At 68.1% G+C, this 15,681-nt stretch carries 12 protein-coding genes; 7 read left to right on the forward strand and 5 right to left on the reverse strand.

The window, feature by feature from the left end; genetic code table 11:
- The first annotated feature begins 24 nt into the window (after nt 1-24).
- Complete coding sequence (locus ABZ567_RS07960) at nt 25-549, forward strand: DUF4245 domain-containing protein (protein WP_360785803.1); 525 nt, start codon at nt 25-27, stop codon at nt 547-549.
- A 231-nt stretch (nt 550-780) separates the two neighbouring features.
- Here the strand turns inward: ABZ567_RS07960 and ABZ567_RS07965 are convergent, their stop codons facing one another.
- The 4 genes from ABZ567_RS07965 to ABZ567_RS07980 all read right to left on the reverse strand — a co-directional run bounded on the left by ABZ567_RS07965 (nt 781) and on the right by ABZ567_RS07980 (nt 4,719).
- Entirely contained in the window at nt 781-1,371 is a 591-nt protein-coding gene (locus tag ABZ567_RS07965) for a malonic semialdehyde reductase (protein WP_360785805.1), read from the reverse strand.
- A gap of 238 nt (nt 1,372-1,609) precedes the next feature.
- Nucleotides 1,610-1,855 (reverse strand): exodeoxyribonuclease VII small subunit, encoded by a 246-nt coding sequence (locus ABZ567_RS07970; RefSeq protein WP_360785807.1) that lies wholly within the window; start codon nt 1,853-1,855, stop codon nt 1,610-1,612.
- A gap of 74 nt (nt 1,856-1,929) precedes the next feature.
- Nucleotides 1,930-3,147, reverse strand: a complete 1,218-nt coding sequence (xseA, locus tag ABZ567_RS07975) for an exodeoxyribonuclease VII large subunit (RefSeq protein ID WP_360785809.1) — start codon at nt 3,145-3,147, stop codon at nt 1,930-1,932.
- Nucleotides 3,148-3,357: 210 nt separating this feature from the next.
- The gene (locus ABZ567_RS07980; RefSeq protein WP_360785810.1) at nt 3,358-4,719 is read right to left on the reverse strand and encodes an APC family permease; all 1,362 of its coding nucleotides are present in this window, start codon (nt 4,717-4,719) and stop codon (nt 3,358-3,360) included.
- 54 nt (nt 4,720-4,773) lie between these two features.
- On the opposite strand from ABZ567_RS07980, the gene ABZ567_RS07985 reads away from it, so the two are divergent.
- Together ABZ567_RS07985 and ppgK are read left to right on the forward strand one after the other, a co-directional pair.
- Nucleotides 4,774-5,817, forward strand: a complete 1,044-nt coding sequence (locus ABZ567_RS07985; protein WP_360785812.1) for a 4-hydroxy-3-methylbut-2-enyl diphosphate reductase — start codon at nt 4,774-4,776, stop codon at nt 5,815-5,817.
- 37 nt (nt 5,818-5,854) lie between these two features.
- Nucleotides 5,855-6,595: a polyphosphate--glucose phosphotransferase gene (gene ppgK, locus ABZ567_RS07990; protein WP_360785814.1), complete on the forward strand. Its 741-nt coding sequence runs from the start codon at nt 5,855-5,857 to the stop codon at nt 6,593-6,595.
- Between the two features lie 264 nt (nt 6,596-6,859).
- Here the strand turns inward: ppgK and ABZ567_RS07995 are convergent, their stop codons facing one another.
- A complete protein-coding gene (locus ABZ567_RS07995) occupies nt 6,860-7,363 on the reverse strand; it encodes a DUF6542 domain-containing protein (RefSeq protein ID WP_360786508.1) in 504 nt (167 codons plus the stop codon).
- Between the two features lie 389 nt (nt 7,364-7,752).
- Between ABZ567_RS07995 and ychF the strand changes: the two genes are divergently transcribed.
- From ychF to ABZ567_RS08015, 4 genes are all read left to right on the forward strand, one after another.
- Nucleotides 7,753-8,841: a redox-regulated ATPase YchF gene (gene ychF / locus ABZ567_RS08000; RefSeq protein ID WP_360785816.1), complete on the forward strand. Its 1,089-nt coding sequence runs from the start codon at nt 7,753-7,755 to the stop codon at nt 8,839-8,841.
- 278 nt (nt 8,842-9,119) lie between these two features.
- Complete coding sequence (locus ABZ567_RS08005; protein ID WP_360785818.1) at nt 9,120-10,865, forward strand: class I SAM-dependent DNA methyltransferase; 1,746 nt, start codon at nt 9,120-9,122, stop codon at nt 10,863-10,865.
- Nucleotides 10,862-12,106: a restriction endonuclease subunit S gene (locus ABZ567_RS08010; RefSeq protein ID WP_360785820.1), complete on the forward strand. Its 1,245-nt coding sequence runs from the start codon at nt 10,862-10,864 to the stop codon at nt 12,104-12,106. The genes ABZ567_RS08005 and ABZ567_RS08010 overlap by 4 nt, the downstream gene beginning before the upstream one ends.
- Nucleotides 12,106-15,678: a DEAD/DEAH box helicase family protein gene (locus tag ABZ567_RS08015; RefSeq protein WP_360785822.1), complete on the forward strand. Its 3,573-nt coding sequence runs from the start codon at nt 12,106-12,108 to the stop codon at nt 15,676-15,678. The genes ABZ567_RS08010 and ABZ567_RS08015 overlap by 1 nt, the downstream gene beginning before the upstream one ends.
- The last annotated feature ends 3 nt before the right edge of the window (nt 15,679-15,681 follow it).

Raw genomic sequence — 15,681 nt, forward strand, 5'->3', positions numbered from 1 at the left:
CGACCGTGATGCGACCATGGGGGCGTGGCAGGTATGCGAGGCAGGCAGACGGTACGCGGGATGTTCCAGTCCCTCGGGGTGATCTTGGTCGCCGCGGGAGTGATGTATCTCTTCATCCCACACGACGAGAGCGCGGATCCGGTCAAGGCGAAGGACTACCGGGTCGAGCTCCTGACAGCTCAGCGGGCGGCGCCGTATCCGGTGCTGGCCCCCGAGGGCCTGGGTGAGGGGTGGAAGGCGACGGTCGTCTCGTACAAGCGCGACAACGCCGACGCCTGGCAGCTGGGCTTCCTCTCCCCGGACACGCAGTACGTGGCGATCCACCAGTCCACGGCGGCGGCGAACACCTTCGTGCCCGACGTCACCCACCGGGCGAAGGACACCGGCAGGACGCAGACGGTGGCGGGCCGGGTCTGGCAGCGCTGGGAGGGCCCGAAGTACGACGCGCTCGTCCGGGTCGACGGCGGTGCGACGACGGTGGTGACCGGCACGGCCTCCTTCGAGCAGCTGGCCGAGATGGCGGGCTCGCTCCGGTCGAAGAAGGTCTGAGCCGACGGGCGTCCGGCGGCCGTGCACGCCGGAAGGGCTGCGGTGCGCAGGGAGACCCAAGGTGCGCAGCCCCGTGGTGCGCGGCAAGGCCCCGTGCGCGTCGGAAGGCCCGTGGTACGCAACAAGGCTCCGTGGTGCGTACGGCAGGCCCCCCGGTACGACGAAGGCCCACGCGGTACGACGAAGGCCCCGCACTCGTGGAGTGCGGGGCCTTCTCGTGTGCCGTCAGGCTCAGACGGTCGTGACGACGTCCTCGTAGGACAGGCGCGGGGAGCGCGGGAACCAGGCGTCCTCGCCCGGCTTGCCGATGTTCACGACCATCAGCGGGGTGTGGTCGTCGTCCAGGAAGTCCTTCTGGAGGCCGGCGAAGTCCAGGCCGGTCATCGGGCCCGCGGCCAGGCCGGCGGCGCGGACGCCCACGATGAAGTACGCGGCCTGGAGCGCGGCGTTCAGGATGGCGGACTGCTCGCGGACCGGACGCTCGGCGAAGAAGAGGTCCTTGGCCTGCGGGAAGTGCGGGAGCAGGGCCGGGAGCTCGTCGTGGAACTCGTTGTCGGCGGAGAGGATCGCGACGAGCGGGGCCGCGGCGGTCTTCGGCCGGTTGCCCTCGGCCATGTGCTTGACCAGGCGCTCGCGGGCCTCGGGGGAGCGGACCAGGGTGATGCGCAGCGGGGTCTGGTTGAAGGCGGTGGGACCGTACTTCACCAGGTCGTAGATCGCCTGGACCTGCTCGTCGGTCACCGGCTCGTCGGTGAACGTGTTGGCGGTGCGGGCCTCGCGGAAGAGGAGGTCCTGGGCGGCGGGGTCAAGGGCGAGAGACATGCTGCGTACCTTCCGGACTGCACAAGGGGGGTCGCTCGTACGGGGTGCGAGCGATGTCCTCGACAGTACGCCCATGATTGGTGAAAGTTCAACCAATCTATCCGGATAGTGATCCGCTTCACTCGGAAGTCTACGGCAGGACTCCTCGCGCAGGACCCGCACAGGATTCCGTGCGAGGACTCCTCGCACGGCACTGCCCGCGCAACACCACTCGGCGCAGAGGACCACGCGTACGCCACTACTCGTCCCCGCCCCCCGTCTCCGCGGCCTCCGCCTCCCGCTCCGCCGCGAGCGACGCGTCCAGCCGCGCCCGCGCCCCTTCGAGCCGGCGCCGGCAGACCTTCGCCAGCTCCTCCCCCCGCTCCCAGAGCGCGAGGGAGTCCTCGAGGGACGTCCCGCCCGCCTCAAGGCGCCGAACGACCTCGATCAGCTCGTCGCGCGCCTCCTCGTACCCGAGCGCCGCCTCTTCCGTACCGGCTGCCATCTGCTGTTCCACCCTTCCGTCACCGTTTCTCTCTCGACTGCTGCCGGTGCTGCCGGCGCTCCCTGCGCCGCCGCTCAGGCCGGGTCGGCCACACGCCGCACCGCGAACTCGCCCTCCGCGACCCGGGCCCGCAGCTCCTCGCCCTCCGCGGCCTCCTCCGGAGAGCGGACCACCGCGCCGTCCGCCCGCTGGAGCACCGCGTACCCCCGCTCCAGCGTCGCGGCAGGCGACAGGGCCCGGACCCGCGCCCGCGTGTGCGACAGCTCGGAGTCCGCCCGGTCCAGGAGGTGGCCGAGGACGCGCCGGCTCCGCGCGAGCAGCGCCGCCACCTCCTCGTCGCGGACCTCGACCATGCGCTGCGGATGTTCCATGACGGGCCGTGCGAGCGCGTGCGCGAGGCCGCGCTCCTCGCGGTCGAGGAGGCCCCGAACCGTCCGTAGGGCCCGGTCCCGCAGCCCGCGCACCCGCTCCAGCTCCTCCCCGACGTCCGGTACGACCTTCTTGGCCGCGTCCGTCGGCGTCGAGGCGCGCAGATCGGCCACCAGGTCCAGGAGCGGTGAGTCCGGCTCGTGCCCGATCGCCGAGACCACCGGCGTACGGCACTCGGCCACCGCCCTGACCAGCTGCTCGTCCGAGAACGGCAGCAGGTCCTCGACGCTGCCGCCGCCGCGGGCGACGATGATCACGTCCACGTCCTCGTGCGCGTCGAGCTCCCTGACCGCCTGGACGACCTGCGGAACGGCCTTCACGCCCTGCACCGCCACGTTCCGCACCTCGAAGGCGACGGCGGGCCATCGTCGCCGCGCGTTCTCCAGGACGTCCCGCTCCGCCGCCGAGGCTCGGCCGCAGACGAGGCCGATCCGGTGCGGCAGGAACGGCAGCGGCCTCTTCCGGTCGAGCGCGAAAAGACCCTCGGCCGCCAGGCTCCGCTTCAGCTGCTCGAGCCGGGCCAGCAGCTCGCCGATCCCGACCGGCTTGATCTCCACCGCCCGCAGCGACAGCTGCCCGCGCGGCGCGTACCACTCGGGCTTCGCGTGCACGACGACCCGGGCGCCCTCCGACACGATGTCGGCGACGGCGTCGAAGACCTGGCGGTAGCAGGTGACGCCGATCGAGATGTCGTACGAGGGATCCCGCAGCGTCAGGAAGACGACCCCGGCGCCGGGGCGCCGCGAGAGCTGTGTGATCTGCCCCTCTACCCAGATCGCCCCGAGCCGGTCGATCCACCCCCCGATCAGCCGGGAGACCTCACCGACGGGAAGCGGTGCTTCGGCGGACGTAGTCAGAGCCATGGACCGAGCGTAACGGCGCGGTACGACAACGTCAGGGCCGCGTCGCGGGCGGCGATGGCTCCGACACGGCGGCAGGAGGGCGGTACGGCCGAGGTCCCCGTCCCCGCGCGCGCCCTACGAGGTCCCCGTCCCCCGCGCACCCCCGTCCCTGCGCGCCCCCGTACTCGCTCCAGCTCGCGCCCCCCGGCTCCCGCTCCCGCCCCCCCGTCCTCAGCGCCCCGCCCGCGTCCGCGTCGCGCCCTGCACGGCCAGCACCACCAGGCCCACGCCCAGCCACACCACGCCCACCACCTGTGCGGTGGCCGACGCCTCGACGATGACCGCGATCAGGATCATCGCGCCCAGCACCGGAAGGACCACGTGCTTCAGCCAGTGCGGCGGCCCCTCCGCTCGCCGTACCGCGAACCAGCCCACCACGCTCGCGTGCAGCAGGACGAAGGCCGTCAGGGCGCCCACGTCGACGACCGACACCAGATGGTCGAGACCGTCGTCCCGGCGGGCCGCCCACACCGCCGCGATCATCGTCACCGTCGCCGCCACGAGCAGCGCCACCCGCGGCACGCCTCCGTCCGTCCGGGCGAGCACGTGCGGCAGACGCCGGTCCCGGCCCATCGCGAACAGCAGCCGGCCGCCGGCCGCCTGCCCCGCGAGCGCCGCGAAGGCCGCGCCGATCGCCTTGGACGCGGCCACGAGATCGTGCAGCCAACTGCCGACGGAGCTCTCCACCGCGTCGTAGAAGGCCGAGCCCTGCTTCCCCGGATTCGCCGCGAGGTCGGCGGAGGAGACCGGTTCGAGAAGCGCGACCAGCCAGGCCTGCGCCACGAAGAGGACGCCCGCGAGGGCCAGACAGAACAGGACCGCGCGCGCCACCTTCGCCGAACCGCCCGTGACCTCCTCGGCGAAGGAGGCGATGGCGTCGAAGCCCAGATAAGAGAGGACGGCCACCGAGACGGCGCCGAGGACCGCGGCGAGCGAGAAGGAGACGTCGCCGGTGAGTGGCGACCACCAGTCGCGCGCCGCCCCGTCCCGTACGAGTACCACGACGGCCGAGACCACGAAGACCAGCAGGACGACGATCTCCAGCGCGAGCACGGCGAAGCCGACCCGGGCCGCGGCCCGGACGCCCCACAGGTTGAGCAGGGTGGTCACGACCACGGCGATCCCGGTCCACACCCACCGGTCCACCTCCGGGACGAGCGCCTCCATCGCGATGCCCGCGAAGAGGTAGGCGACGGCGGGGATGAGCAGGTAGTCGAGCATCGCCATCCAGCCGGCGATGAATCCCGGCCCTTCTCCGAGGCCCTTGCGGGCGTAGGTGAAGACGGAGCCGGCCTGCGGGGCGACCCGCACCATCTGCGCGTAGCTGAACGCCGTGAACGCCATGGCGACCGTGGCCACGACGTACACCAGTGCGACCGCGCCGCCGGACTTGGCGTCGAGCGTGCCGAAGACCCCGACGGGCGCCATGGGCGCGATGAAGAGGAGTCCGTAGACGACCAAGTCACGGAACCCCAGGTTCCGTCGAAGCTCCGTGTGGTCACCGCGCGCCGCCACCTGCGATTCCTCGGCCATGGCGACAGTTTCGGCCACGGCACCGATCAATCCGCTCACCGACGCGGCCTTACGATGGGACGCATGACTGCAACGCCCGCGCCGACGCCCGAGTCCGCCCCCGCGACGAACCGTCCGAAGCGTGTCCTGCTCGCCGCCCCCCGCGGCTACTGCGCGGGCGTGGACCGTGCGGTGATCGCCGTGGAGAAGGCCCTGGAGCAGTACGGGGCGCCGATCTACGTCCGGCACGAGATCGTCCACAACAAGTACGTCGTCCAGACCCTGGAGCGCAAGGGCGCGATCTTCGTCGACCAGGCGACCGAGGTGCCGCCGGGCAACATCGTGATGTTCTCCGCGCACGGCGTCGCCCCCAGCGTCCACGAGGAGGCCCGCGAGGGCCGCCTGAAGACGATCGACGCGACCTGCCCCCTGGTCACCAAGGTCCACAAGGAAGCCGTCCGCTTCGCCAACGAGGACTTCGACATCCTCCTCATCGGCCACGAGGGCCACGAGGAGGTCATCGGCACCTCGGGCGAGGCCCCCGATCACATCCAGCTGGTCGACGGCCCCGACGACGTCGCCAAGATCGAGGTCCGCGACCCGTCCAGGGTCGTCTGGCTCTCCCAGACCACGCTCTCCGTCGACGAGACGATGGAGACGGTCGACGCGCTGAAGGAGAAGTTCCCGCAGCTGATCTCCCCGCCGTCCGACGACATCTGCTACGCCACGCAGAACCGTCAGATCGCCATCAAGGAGCTCGCCGGGCAGGCCGAACTGGTCATCGTCGTCGGCTCCAGGAACTCCTCGAACTCGATCCGCATGGTCGAGGTCGCCAAGCAGGCCGGCGTCCCCGCCGCGTACCTCGTCGACTTCGCCAGCGAGATCGACGAGGCCTGGCTGGAGGGCGTGACCAGCGTCGGCCTCTCCTCCGGCGCCTCCGTCCCGGACGTCCTGGTGCAGGAGGTCCTGGAGTGGCTCGCCGAGCGCGGCTACGCGGACGTGGAGATCGTCAAGACGGCCGACGAGTCCCTGACCTTCTCGCTGCCCAAGGAGCTCCGCAACAAGGACCTGCGGGCCGAGGCGGCGAAGCTCCTGGCGGCCGCGCCCGTCACGGAGTAAAGGCGCGACGCGGCCTCCAGCCCTTACCGTGGGGTCCATGAACGTCTTCGGAGTGGACATCGGCGGCTCGGGCATCAAGGGTGCCCCCGTGGACCTGGAGCACGGAGCGCTCACCGAGGAGCGCCACAAGGTACTGACCCCGCAGCCCGCCACACCCGACGGTGTGGCGGGCTGCGTCGTGGAGGTCGTGGAGCACTTCGGCTGGACCGGACCGGTGGGGGTGACCTTCCCGGGAGTGGTCACGGGCTCCACGATCCGTACGGCGGCGAACGTCGATCCGTCATGGATCGACGTCGACGCCGGCACCCTGCTGAGCGACCGCCTCGGCGGCCTCCCGGTGACCGTCCTGAACGACGCCGACGCGGCCGGGATCGCGGAGATGACCTACGGCGCGGGCCGGGGCCGCAAGGGCACCGTGATCATGCTGACCCTCGGCACGGGCATCGGCTCGGCGCTCTTCGTCGACGGCCGCCTGGTCCCCAACACGGAACTCGGTCACCTGGAACTCAAGGGCCACGACGCGGAGACCAGGGCGTCGACGAAGGCCAAGGAGGACGAGGACCTCACCTGGGAACACTGGGCGACGCGCCGCGTGCAGAAGTACCTCGCGCACGTGGAGATGCTGTTCTCGCCGGAGCTGTTCATCATCGGCGGCGGGGTGAGCCGGAAGGCGGACAAGTTCCTGCCGCTGATCGAGGACATCCGCGCGGAGATCGTCCCGGCGGAACTCCAGAACAACGCGGGGATCGTGGGGGCGGGAATGGCGGCGAGGCGGTAGGGGCGGGAGGGCCGGCCGGGGAGGCTGGGAAGGCCGGGGCCGCCGGGGCGTCGCCGTACGCGGGTCGGGTGGTCGGGTGCCGGGGGCGGCGGCAGCGGGTGGTCTGGACGGCTCGGGCCACGGTCGGGTCGGCTCGGGCCACGGTCGGGTCGGCTCGGCCCACCGTCTGGCCGGCTCGGCCCACGGTCGGGACGGCTCAGGCCCTGGTCCGGACGGATTCAGGCACCCCGGGTCTGGACTCCCTCAGGTCCCGATCCTGACGGCTCAGGCCACGGGGCGGCGGCGAGGGCTCCCGGCCCGCCCGCCGGTGCCGGCTGCGGCCCCGGCCCCCGGTGCCTCGCCGGCCGCCGGGGCCGACGCGCGGGCGTGCTGCCGGCGCCCCATCTCCCGCACCTTCCGTACGCTCGCGATGACCCCCGCGACGAGGGTGCCGCCGTACAGCCAGCCGGCGTGCACGGCGAGGGCGGTCACGACCGCCATGGCCTGGCCGCCGAGGCCGCCGGAGCCGCCCGCGATGGGGACGACGCCGACGGCGAACGCGATGGGGACGCCGATCGGCGCGGTGACGAGGTCGGCGGTACGGACCCAGAGCGCGGTCAGGGCGCTGACCGGCAGGAACAGCAGGCCGTACACGACGGGGGAGCCGTCGAGGAGCAACCGGTCCAGAAAGCCGAGCGTCAGCATGACGGCGGAGGCGAAGAGCCCGGCGCCGAGGCCGGTGAGCCGGGGCGAGGGAAGCCGCCGGAGGGCGAGCACCACGGGCGGCACGGACCGGCCGCCGGGCGGGCGCCCGGCCGGCTTGCCGGACGTCTTCCCGGTCGGCCCCACGGCCCCCCCGTGCTCGACGCGGCTGCCGCCGGGGACCCGTCGTGCCCGGCCGGTCACGCGGTCCACGGCCGCACCCTCCACGAGCGCGCCGGGCGGCGTGACGGGCGGCGCGACGGGGGTCTGCGGCCGTCGGCGGCCTTGCGGCTGACTTGTCCTGTGCTGCTCCACCCCACCAACGTAGGTCGGGAGGGGGCGGGAAGCGGGTCCGGGACACGCCCTTTGGGTGACCTTGCCCCCGAGAACGACCGAAGGTCGGCGTCACTGGCCGGTTCGGCCCGCCCGTAAACTGGGGGATCGGCCCCCCGTCCACACTTCAGGAAGTCGCCACCGTGTCGCTCACGATCGGAATCGTCGGTCTGCCGAATGTCGGCAAGTCGACCCTGTTCAACGCCCTGACCAAGAACGACGTGCTGGCGGCCAACTACCCGTTCGCCACGATCGAGCCCAACGTCGGCGTCGTCGGTGTCCCCGACGCCCGTCTGACCAAGCTCGCGGAGATCTTCAACTCCCAGCGCATCCTCCCGGCGACGGTCGACTTCGTCGACATCGCGGGCATCGTGCGCGGCGCGAGCGAGGGTGAGGGCCTCGGCAACAAGTTCCTGGCGAACATCCGCGAGTCGGATGCCATCTGCCAGGTCATCCGCGCCTTCAAGGACGAGAACGTCGTGCACGTCGACGGCAAGGTCTCGCCGAAGGACGACATCGAGACGATCAACACGGAGCTGATCCTCGCGGACCTCCAGACGATCGAGAAGGTCCTGCCGCGCCTCCAGAAGGAGATGCGGATCAAGAAGGACACGGCGCCGAAGGTCGCGGCGGTCGAGGCGGCCCAGGCGATCCTGGAGCGCGGCGACACCCTGTTCTCGCAGGGCATCCTGCAGGGCTCGGAGAAGGCGGAGCTCCTCCACGACCTGCACCTCCTCACCACGAAGCCGTTCCTCTACGTCTTCAACGTGGACGAGGACGAGCTGACGGACGACGCGTTCAAGGCCGAGCAGAGTGCCCTGGTCGCTCCGGCGGAGGCGATCTTCCTCAACGCCAAGCTGGAGCAGGACCTCGCCGAGCTGGACGAGGAGGACGCCATGGAGCTCCTCCAGTCCGTCGGCGCCGAGGAGCCCGGCCTCGCCACCCTCGCCCGCGTCGGCTTCGCCACCCTCGGCCTCCAGACCTACCTGACGGCCGGCCCGAAGGAATCCCGCGCCTGGACGATCAAGCAGGGCGCGACGGCCCCCGAGGCGGCCGGTGTCATCCACACCGACTTCCAGAAGGGCTTCATCAAGGCCGAGGTCATCTCCTTCGCCGACCTCGTCGAAACGGGCTCGGTGGCCGACGCCCGCGCGGCCGGCAAGGCCCGTATGGAGGGCAAGGAGTACGTCATGCAGGACGGCGACGTGGTGGAGTTCCGCTTCAATGTGTAGCGGCTGACATAACACCACGTCGCTGATCTGGCAAACGTGCAGGTCAGATGGGGTCCGACTCTTCGGAGTCGGGCCCTTTGTTCTTTCCCGTGCTGGGATGGTGCTGGGATAGCTGATCCCTCGTCACCTGTCGTCATCCCTGGTCATCCGTACCGTGCTGGGATGGTGAGGGGCTGCCGGTGCTGGGTTCCACTCTGGTGAGTGGCTGAACCATGGGACGGTGGCTGCTGCCTCTGGCAGAGTGATCGGCACCGCTAGACGATTTTCGTGAGGAACTTGTGAGCACGCTCGGTAGCTTCATCTGGTCAATCGCTGACCAGCTTCGGGGCCCTTATCGCCCCAACCAGTACGGGACAGTGGTCCTCCCGTTCACGATCCTGCGGCGGCTCGACTGCATCCTTGAACCCGATCATGCGACGGTGCGAGAGCTGGCAACGAAGTTCGAGAACCCGAACCGGCTCAAGGTCGAGGTCAAGAGGGCCACAGGACGGACCTTCTACAACACCTCCAACTACTCGTTCGCGAACTTGCTGGCCGACGCGGACGGGCTGGCGGACAACCTGGCCGACTACATCGACCGGTTCTCCGGCGACGTGGACGTGTTCGAGTACTTCGACTTCAAGCAGGAGATCCTGGCTCTGGAGAAGGCCGGGCTCCTACGCGAGATCGTCAAGTCCTTCGGCAAGATCGACCTCCACCCTGATGTGGTGTCGAACTCCGACATGGGCGACGCCTTCGAATACATCATCCGCAAGTTCAACGAGGCAGCGAACGAGACCTCCGGAGACCACTACACGCCGCGCGACGCGATCCGGCTGCTGGTCGACTTGCTCTTCGCGGAGAAGGACGTCGACCTCACCGAGGGCGGCATCATCCGATCGCTGTACGACCCCACCGCCGGCACCGGCGGCATGCTCTCCCTGGCAGAGGAGCACCTGCTCGCCGAGAACCCCGACGCGAAGCTGAGCCTGTACGGCCAGGAGTACAACCCGCAGTCGTACGCCATCTGCAAGTCCGACCTGCTCGCCAAGGGCCACGACGCGACCAACATCGCCTTCGGTAACACGCTCACCGACGACGCCTTCAAGGGCCGCCAGTTCGACTACTGCATGTCTAACCCGCCCTATGGCGTGGACTGGAAGCAGTATGCCAAGGCGGTCAAGGAGGAGCGAGACTCCGCCGGCCCCTACGGCCGCTTCGCACCGGGCCTCCCCGCGACATCCGACGGGCAGATGCTCTTCCTGCTCCACCTGGCCCACAAGATGCGCGCACCCGAGGATGGTGGCGGCCGCGTCGGCATCGTCATGAACGGCTCTCCGCTCTTCAACGGCGCCGCCGAATCCGGCCCTTCCAACATCCGCCGGTGGCTGCTGGAGAACGACCTCGTCGAGGCGATCGTCGCCCTGCCGACCAACATGTTCTTCAACACCGGCATCGCCACTTACATCTGGATCCTGGACAACACCAAGCACCCCGACCGCCAGGGCAAGGTGCAGCTGATCGACGGCACCTCGTTCTGGACCAAGATGCGCAAGAACCTCGGTGCCAAGGGACGCGAGATCAGCGACGCCGACCGCGCCAAGGTCGTGCGGCTGTACGCCGACTTCGAGGACGCCGATCCCGAGCTCTCCAAGGTGCTGCGCAACGACGATTTCGGCTACTGGACGGTCACCGTCGAGCGCCCCCTGCTGGACGAGGGCGGGAACCCTGTCGTCAACCGCAAGGGTGACCCGAAGCCCGATTCGAAGAAGCGTGACACCGAGAACGTGCCCTTCACCTACGGCGGCTCGACCGTCGGCGCGGCAGCGGAACGCAGTGTCATCCTGGCGTACTTCGATGCGGAGGTGAAGCCGCATGTTCCCGACGCCTGGATCGACTGGGCCAAGACCAAGACGGGGTACGAGATCCCCTTCACGCGGCACTTCTACAAGTACGTTCCGCCTCGTCCGCTCGTGGAGATCGACGCCGACCTGGAGAAGCAGGTCGCCAAGATCCTCGATCTGCTGCGGGAGGTTGAGGGATGACACAAGCACAGTTTGATCTTGAGCAGGCTTGGGCCGACAACGTCCCATCCCGCTGGCGCTGGAGCAGAAACAAAGAACTCCTGGCAGAGTCGCTGTCTGTCTCGCCCGAAGGCACAGAGGAACTTCTCAGCGTGTCGCATCTGACCGGGATCACCCCGAGGTCAGAGAAGAACGTGACGATGACTGCAGCGGAGAGCCTCGATGGCTACCGCCTCGTGGACGCGGGCGATCTCGTCATCAACACGATGTGGGCGTGGATGGGGGCGCTCGGCGTCTCGAAGCAGGCTGGCATTGTGAGCCCCGCGTACGGTGTGTACAGGCCGCGTCCGAACGCAGCCTTCTGTCCTGGGTTTTACGACTACCTCTACCGGTCGACCCCGTACGTGATGGAGATGACTCGCCTCTCCCGCGGCATCTGGTCATCGCGCCTTCGGATCTACCCTGACGTCTTCCTCCGCATGGCGATCCCAGTGCCGCCGTTGGAAGAACAGCGTGCCATCGCCGACTACCTCGACCGCGAGACGTCCCGCATCGACACACTCATCGAGGAGCAGCAGCGGCTGATCGAGATGCTCAGCGAGCGTCGCGTGGCAACAGTCGCTGAGACCTTGGATGGCTACGAGCGGACTCAGGTGCGCCGGTTGGTCGATCACGATCGGCCGATGACCTACGGAATTCTGCAGTGTGGTGAGCCGGTCGACGGTGGGGTTGTCTACATCGGACCGTCGGACATTCAGGGCGAAGGCCAATCTCCGGATAGGGATGCCCTGCGAACAACAGCACCTGAAATTGCGAGCGCGTACAAGCGGTCAGTTCTCAAGAGTGGTGACGTCGTCGTTTCCATCGGCCCGGCGTACGGGAAAGTGGCTGTCGTATCGGCCGACTTGGACGGGGCGAATCTGACGCAAGATACGGTCCGAGTTGCACTGCGGCCGGATCTGGTCGACACGAGATTTTTCGTGTGGGCGCTACTGTCACGTCAGACGGCTGAGTATTGGGACTACCAGGTCATGGGTGCGACGTTCCGTCGGTTGAACCTCGGCACCTTGGCCAGGACACCCGTTCCGCTCCCGGCGATCCAAGAGCAGAGGCGGATCGCTGTGTATCTGGATGAGCAGACCGCAAAGATCGACACGCTCATCGCCGAGGCCGAGCGGTTCATTGAGCTCTCTCGGGAACGGCGGTCGGCGTTGATCACGGCGGCGGTGACGGGGCAGATCGACGTACGAGAGGCAGCGTGATGGCTGACCACAACGAGGCGGTCTTCGAGAAGGAGATCTGCGAGTACCTCGAGGCCCGCGGCTGGCTCTACTCGGTGAACGACCACGACAGCGGCGAGTACGACCGCGATCGGGCGCTGTTCCCGGTGGACCTGTTCGCGTGGCTGGAGGCGACGCAGAAACCGGCGTACGAGAAGGCCTTGAAGGCTGCGGGGTCGCAGGCGAAGTTCCTCGACGTGCTGACCGCAGCGTTGGACAAGCCACTGGAGCATGGCGGCGGAACGCTGAGCATCCTGCGCAACGGGGTTCAGTACATCGGTGGCGGCCGGTTGAAGATGGCGCAGTTCCGTCCCGAGACCTCGCTCAACGCGACCACCACGGCGCACTACGAGGCCATGCGGGTGCGGGTGGTGCGGCAGGTGCACTTCTCGACTGCCGACCAGCGCACCCTCGATCTGGTGTTCTTCGTCAACGGGCTCCCAGTGGCCACGGTGGAGTTGAAGACCGACTTCACCCAGTCGCTGGACGAGGCGATCAACCAGTACAAGCACGACCGCAGCCCGCTGACGAACGGGCGCCCGGAGCCGCTGCTGTCGTTCGGTCACCGGGCGCTGGTGCACTTCGCGGTCTCCAACGGCCTAGCGGCCATGACCACGAGGCTTGAGGGGGACAAGACCCACTTCCTTCCGTTCAACATCGGATTGGACAGTGGTGCCGGCAACCCGCCCGGCGCGGACGGACGGTCGGCGACGGCGTATCTATGGGAACGGGTCTGGGAGAAGCACGCCTGGCTGAACATCATCGGGCGGCTGATGATCGTGCAGACCAAAGAGGAGTGGGACGTCACCACCGGCACCTCGGTCCGGCGTACGAGCATGCTCTTCCCGCGCTTCCACCAGTGGGAGGCCGTCACGGGCATCGTCGCCGCGGTGAAGGAGGAGGGTGTTGGGCACCGGTACTTGATCGAGCACTCGGCCGGGTCAGGAAAGACGAACACCATCGCCTGGACCGCCCACGGGCTGGCCCGACTGCATGACGCCGACGACAAGAAGGTCTTCGACTCCGTCATCGTGGTCGTGGACCGCACCGTACTCGACTCCCAGCTGCAGGATGCTATCCGGCAGATCGACGGAAACAAGAAGATTGTCGCGACGATCAGCCCCGAGGACGTTCGCAAGGCGGGCGCGAAGTCGAAGTCGGGTCTACTGGCGCAGGCATTGAAAAGCGGCGAGCTCATCATCGCGGTGACGGTGCAGACCTTCCCGCATGCGTTGGAAGAGATCCGGACCGACGCCAGCCTGAAGGGCAAGCGATTCGCCGTGATCGCGGATGAGGCGCACTCCTCCCAGTCGGGGCAGATCTCCTCGAAGCTGAAACAGGTACTGACGGCCGAGGAGCTCAAGGAGATCGAGGAGGGCGGGGATGTCGATGTGGAGTCGGTGCTGGCCTCGGAGATGACCGAGCGGGCCGAATCGGAGAACATCTCCTACTTTGCGTTCACCGCGACGCCGAAGAACAAGACCCTCGAACTGTTTGGCCGCAAAGGTCCCGACGGTAAACCGCGCGAGTTCCACCTGTACTCGATGAAGCAGGCGATCGAGGAGGGATACATCCTCGACGTCCTCAAGGGCTACCAGTCCTACGACACCGCGCTGCAGATCGCCGGCAAGGCCGAGGCTGGTGATGGAGGCGAGGTCGAGGAGGCCGCTGCCCGCAAGGGGCTGATGAGGTGGGTTCAGCTCCACCCGACGAACGTCAGCCAGAAGGTGCAGATCATCGTCGAGCACTTCCACGCCAACGTCGCCTACCTCCTCGAAGGCAAGGCGAAGGCGATGGTGGTGACCGACTCGCGCAAGTCTGCGGTGAAGTACAAGCTGGCGATAGATGCCTACATCGCCAAGCGCCGCTCCGAGGATGCCTCGTACAACTACCGCACCCTGGTCGCCTTTTCGGGCGGGGTGACGATGCCCGAGGACGAGACCTGGCACAGCGACTGGGGTCCGCTTCCGTCGAAAGATGACGAGTTCACCGAGGCCAATATGAACCCCGGCGCCGGGGCTGATCTGGCGGCCGCGTTCAAGGGCGACACTTACAAGATCATGCTGGTCGCCAACAAGTTCCAGACCGGCTTCGACCAGCCCCTGCTCTCGGCGATGTACGTCGACAAGAAGCTGTCCGGGGTCACCGCGGTGCAGACGCTCTCGCGCCTCAACCGCACCCACCGCACCGCTGGTGGGGAACAGAAGCGCAAGACGTTCGTCATCGACTTCGCCAACAAGCCCGAGGACATCAAGACGGCCTTCGAGCCGTACTTCAAGAACGCGACACTGGAGACCGAGACCGACCCGTATGTCGTCGTCCACCTGGCCAATAAGCTCGCCCAGGCCGGGATCTACACCGAGGACGACGTCCGCAAGGTCGCCGAGCTGTGGGTGACGCGGAAGGGTAACAACGCTCTCTCGGCGGCGATCAGCCCGGCGCAGCACGACTTCCGGCGCCGCTACGCGCGGGCGATCGAGGAGGAAGAGCGGGTAAAGCTCCAGGAGCTCGACCTGTTCCGCAAGGACGTCTCCACCTACGTACGGCTCTACGACTTCATGTCCCAGATCGTCGACTACGGCGACCCCTACATGGAGATGCTCTCGATCTTCCTGCGCCTGCTGGAGAAGGTGATTGCCGAGTCCGCTTGGGCGGCCGACGTGGATCTCTCCGACGTAGTGCTGGTCGGAGTCAAGCACAACAAGGCGATCCCGGTCGACATCTCGCTCGTGGGTGACGGGCAGCTGAAGGGCATCAGCGCAGCCGGCACGGGGGCGAAGAAGGATCCGAAGTACGTCGCGCTTCAGGTCGTCATAGACAAGATGAACGACCTCTTCGGTGCCGAAACGTTCGCTGCCTCCCAGGTCAGAGAGTTCGTACAGGGCCTCGTGCAGCGGCTGCTCGCCGACCCGAACCTGGTCCAGCAAACCAAGGTGAACTCAAAGAAGCAGTTCCTGGAGTCACAGGATTTCCAAGCGGCAGTCACGGAGGCAGTCGCAGACAACCAGGACGCCCACAACGCGATGGCTGACTACTTCTTCACCGACGGGCCGGCGATCAACTCGATCATCGTTGCGCTCGCGGATGCCTTCTACGAAGCAGCGGTCGAGCCCTATGCGGCCGCCGGCAGCGTGGTTGCGGTTGACGTGGCACCTCCGGCGCTTTCGGCACCGCCCCGCTGCCGAGCACATCTGACGCTCTTGGACGACAACCCCAGTGTGGGGACTCCAGTACACGTGACACTGAAGCTGGTCGCTGAGTCCCAGCATCCCTGGGCCCGCCCGGGTGGGCGGCCCGCGCTGGACATCGTGGCCGTGCCGTTGAGCGGCGCGGAGGTTACACCAGCCACGATGGCGTACCACCCTGAAGACGCCGAATCCGAGCAGTTCCGCTTCACGGCCCTGGAGCCCGGCACGCACCGGATCCGGTTCACCCTGCTACATCACGACACAGGCACCGTCTTGCAGCAGGTGGAGTCCGATCTGTCCATCACGGAGACGAAGTCCAGCGGGTCGGGGAATAGACAGCTGCGGCCACGCACGGGGAGGGCCTGACCG

The sequence above is a fragment of the Streptomyces sp. NPDC016459 genome, assembly GCF_040632845.1.
GTDB lineage: Bacteria > Actinomycetota > Actinomycetes > Streptomycetales > Streptomycetaceae > Streptomyces.

What these genes read in the sequence shown, in the direction of transcription:
- ABZ567_RS07965 (WP_360785805.1), bottom strand. Translation starts at nt 1,371, where the DNA reads ATGTCTCTCGCCCTTGACCCCGCCGCCCAGGACCTCCTCTTCCGCGAG.
- ABZ567_RS07970 (WP_360785807.1), bottom strand. Translation starts at nt 1,855, where the DNA reads ATGGCAGCCGGTACGGAAGAGGCGGCGCTCGGGTACGAGGAGGCGCGC.
- xseA (WP_360785809.1), bottom strand. Translation starts at nt 3,147, where the DNA reads ATGGCTCTGACTACGTCCGCCGAAGCACCGCTTCCCGTCGGTGAGGTC.
- ABZ567_RS07980 (WP_360785810.1), bottom strand. Translation starts at nt 4,719, where the DNA reads ATGGCCGAGGAATCGCAGGTGGCGGCGCGCGGTGACCACACGGAGCTT.
- ABZ567_RS07985 (WP_360785812.1), top strand. Translation starts at nt 4,774, where the DNA reads ATGGGACGCATGACTGCAACGCCCGCGCCGACGCCCGAGTCCGCCCCC.
- ppgK (WP_360785814.1), top strand. Translation starts at nt 5,855, where the DNA reads ATGAACGTCTTCGGAGTGGACATCGGCGGCTCGGGCATCAAGGGTGCC.
- ABZ567_RS08010 (WP_360785820.1), top strand. Translation starts at nt 10,862, where the DNA reads ATGACACAAGCACAGTTTGATCTTGAGCAGGCTTGGGCCGACAACGTC.
- ABZ567_RS08015 (WP_360785822.1), top strand. Translation starts at nt 12,106, where the DNA reads ATGGCTGACCACAACGAGGCGGTCTTCGAGAAGGAGATCTGCGAGTAC.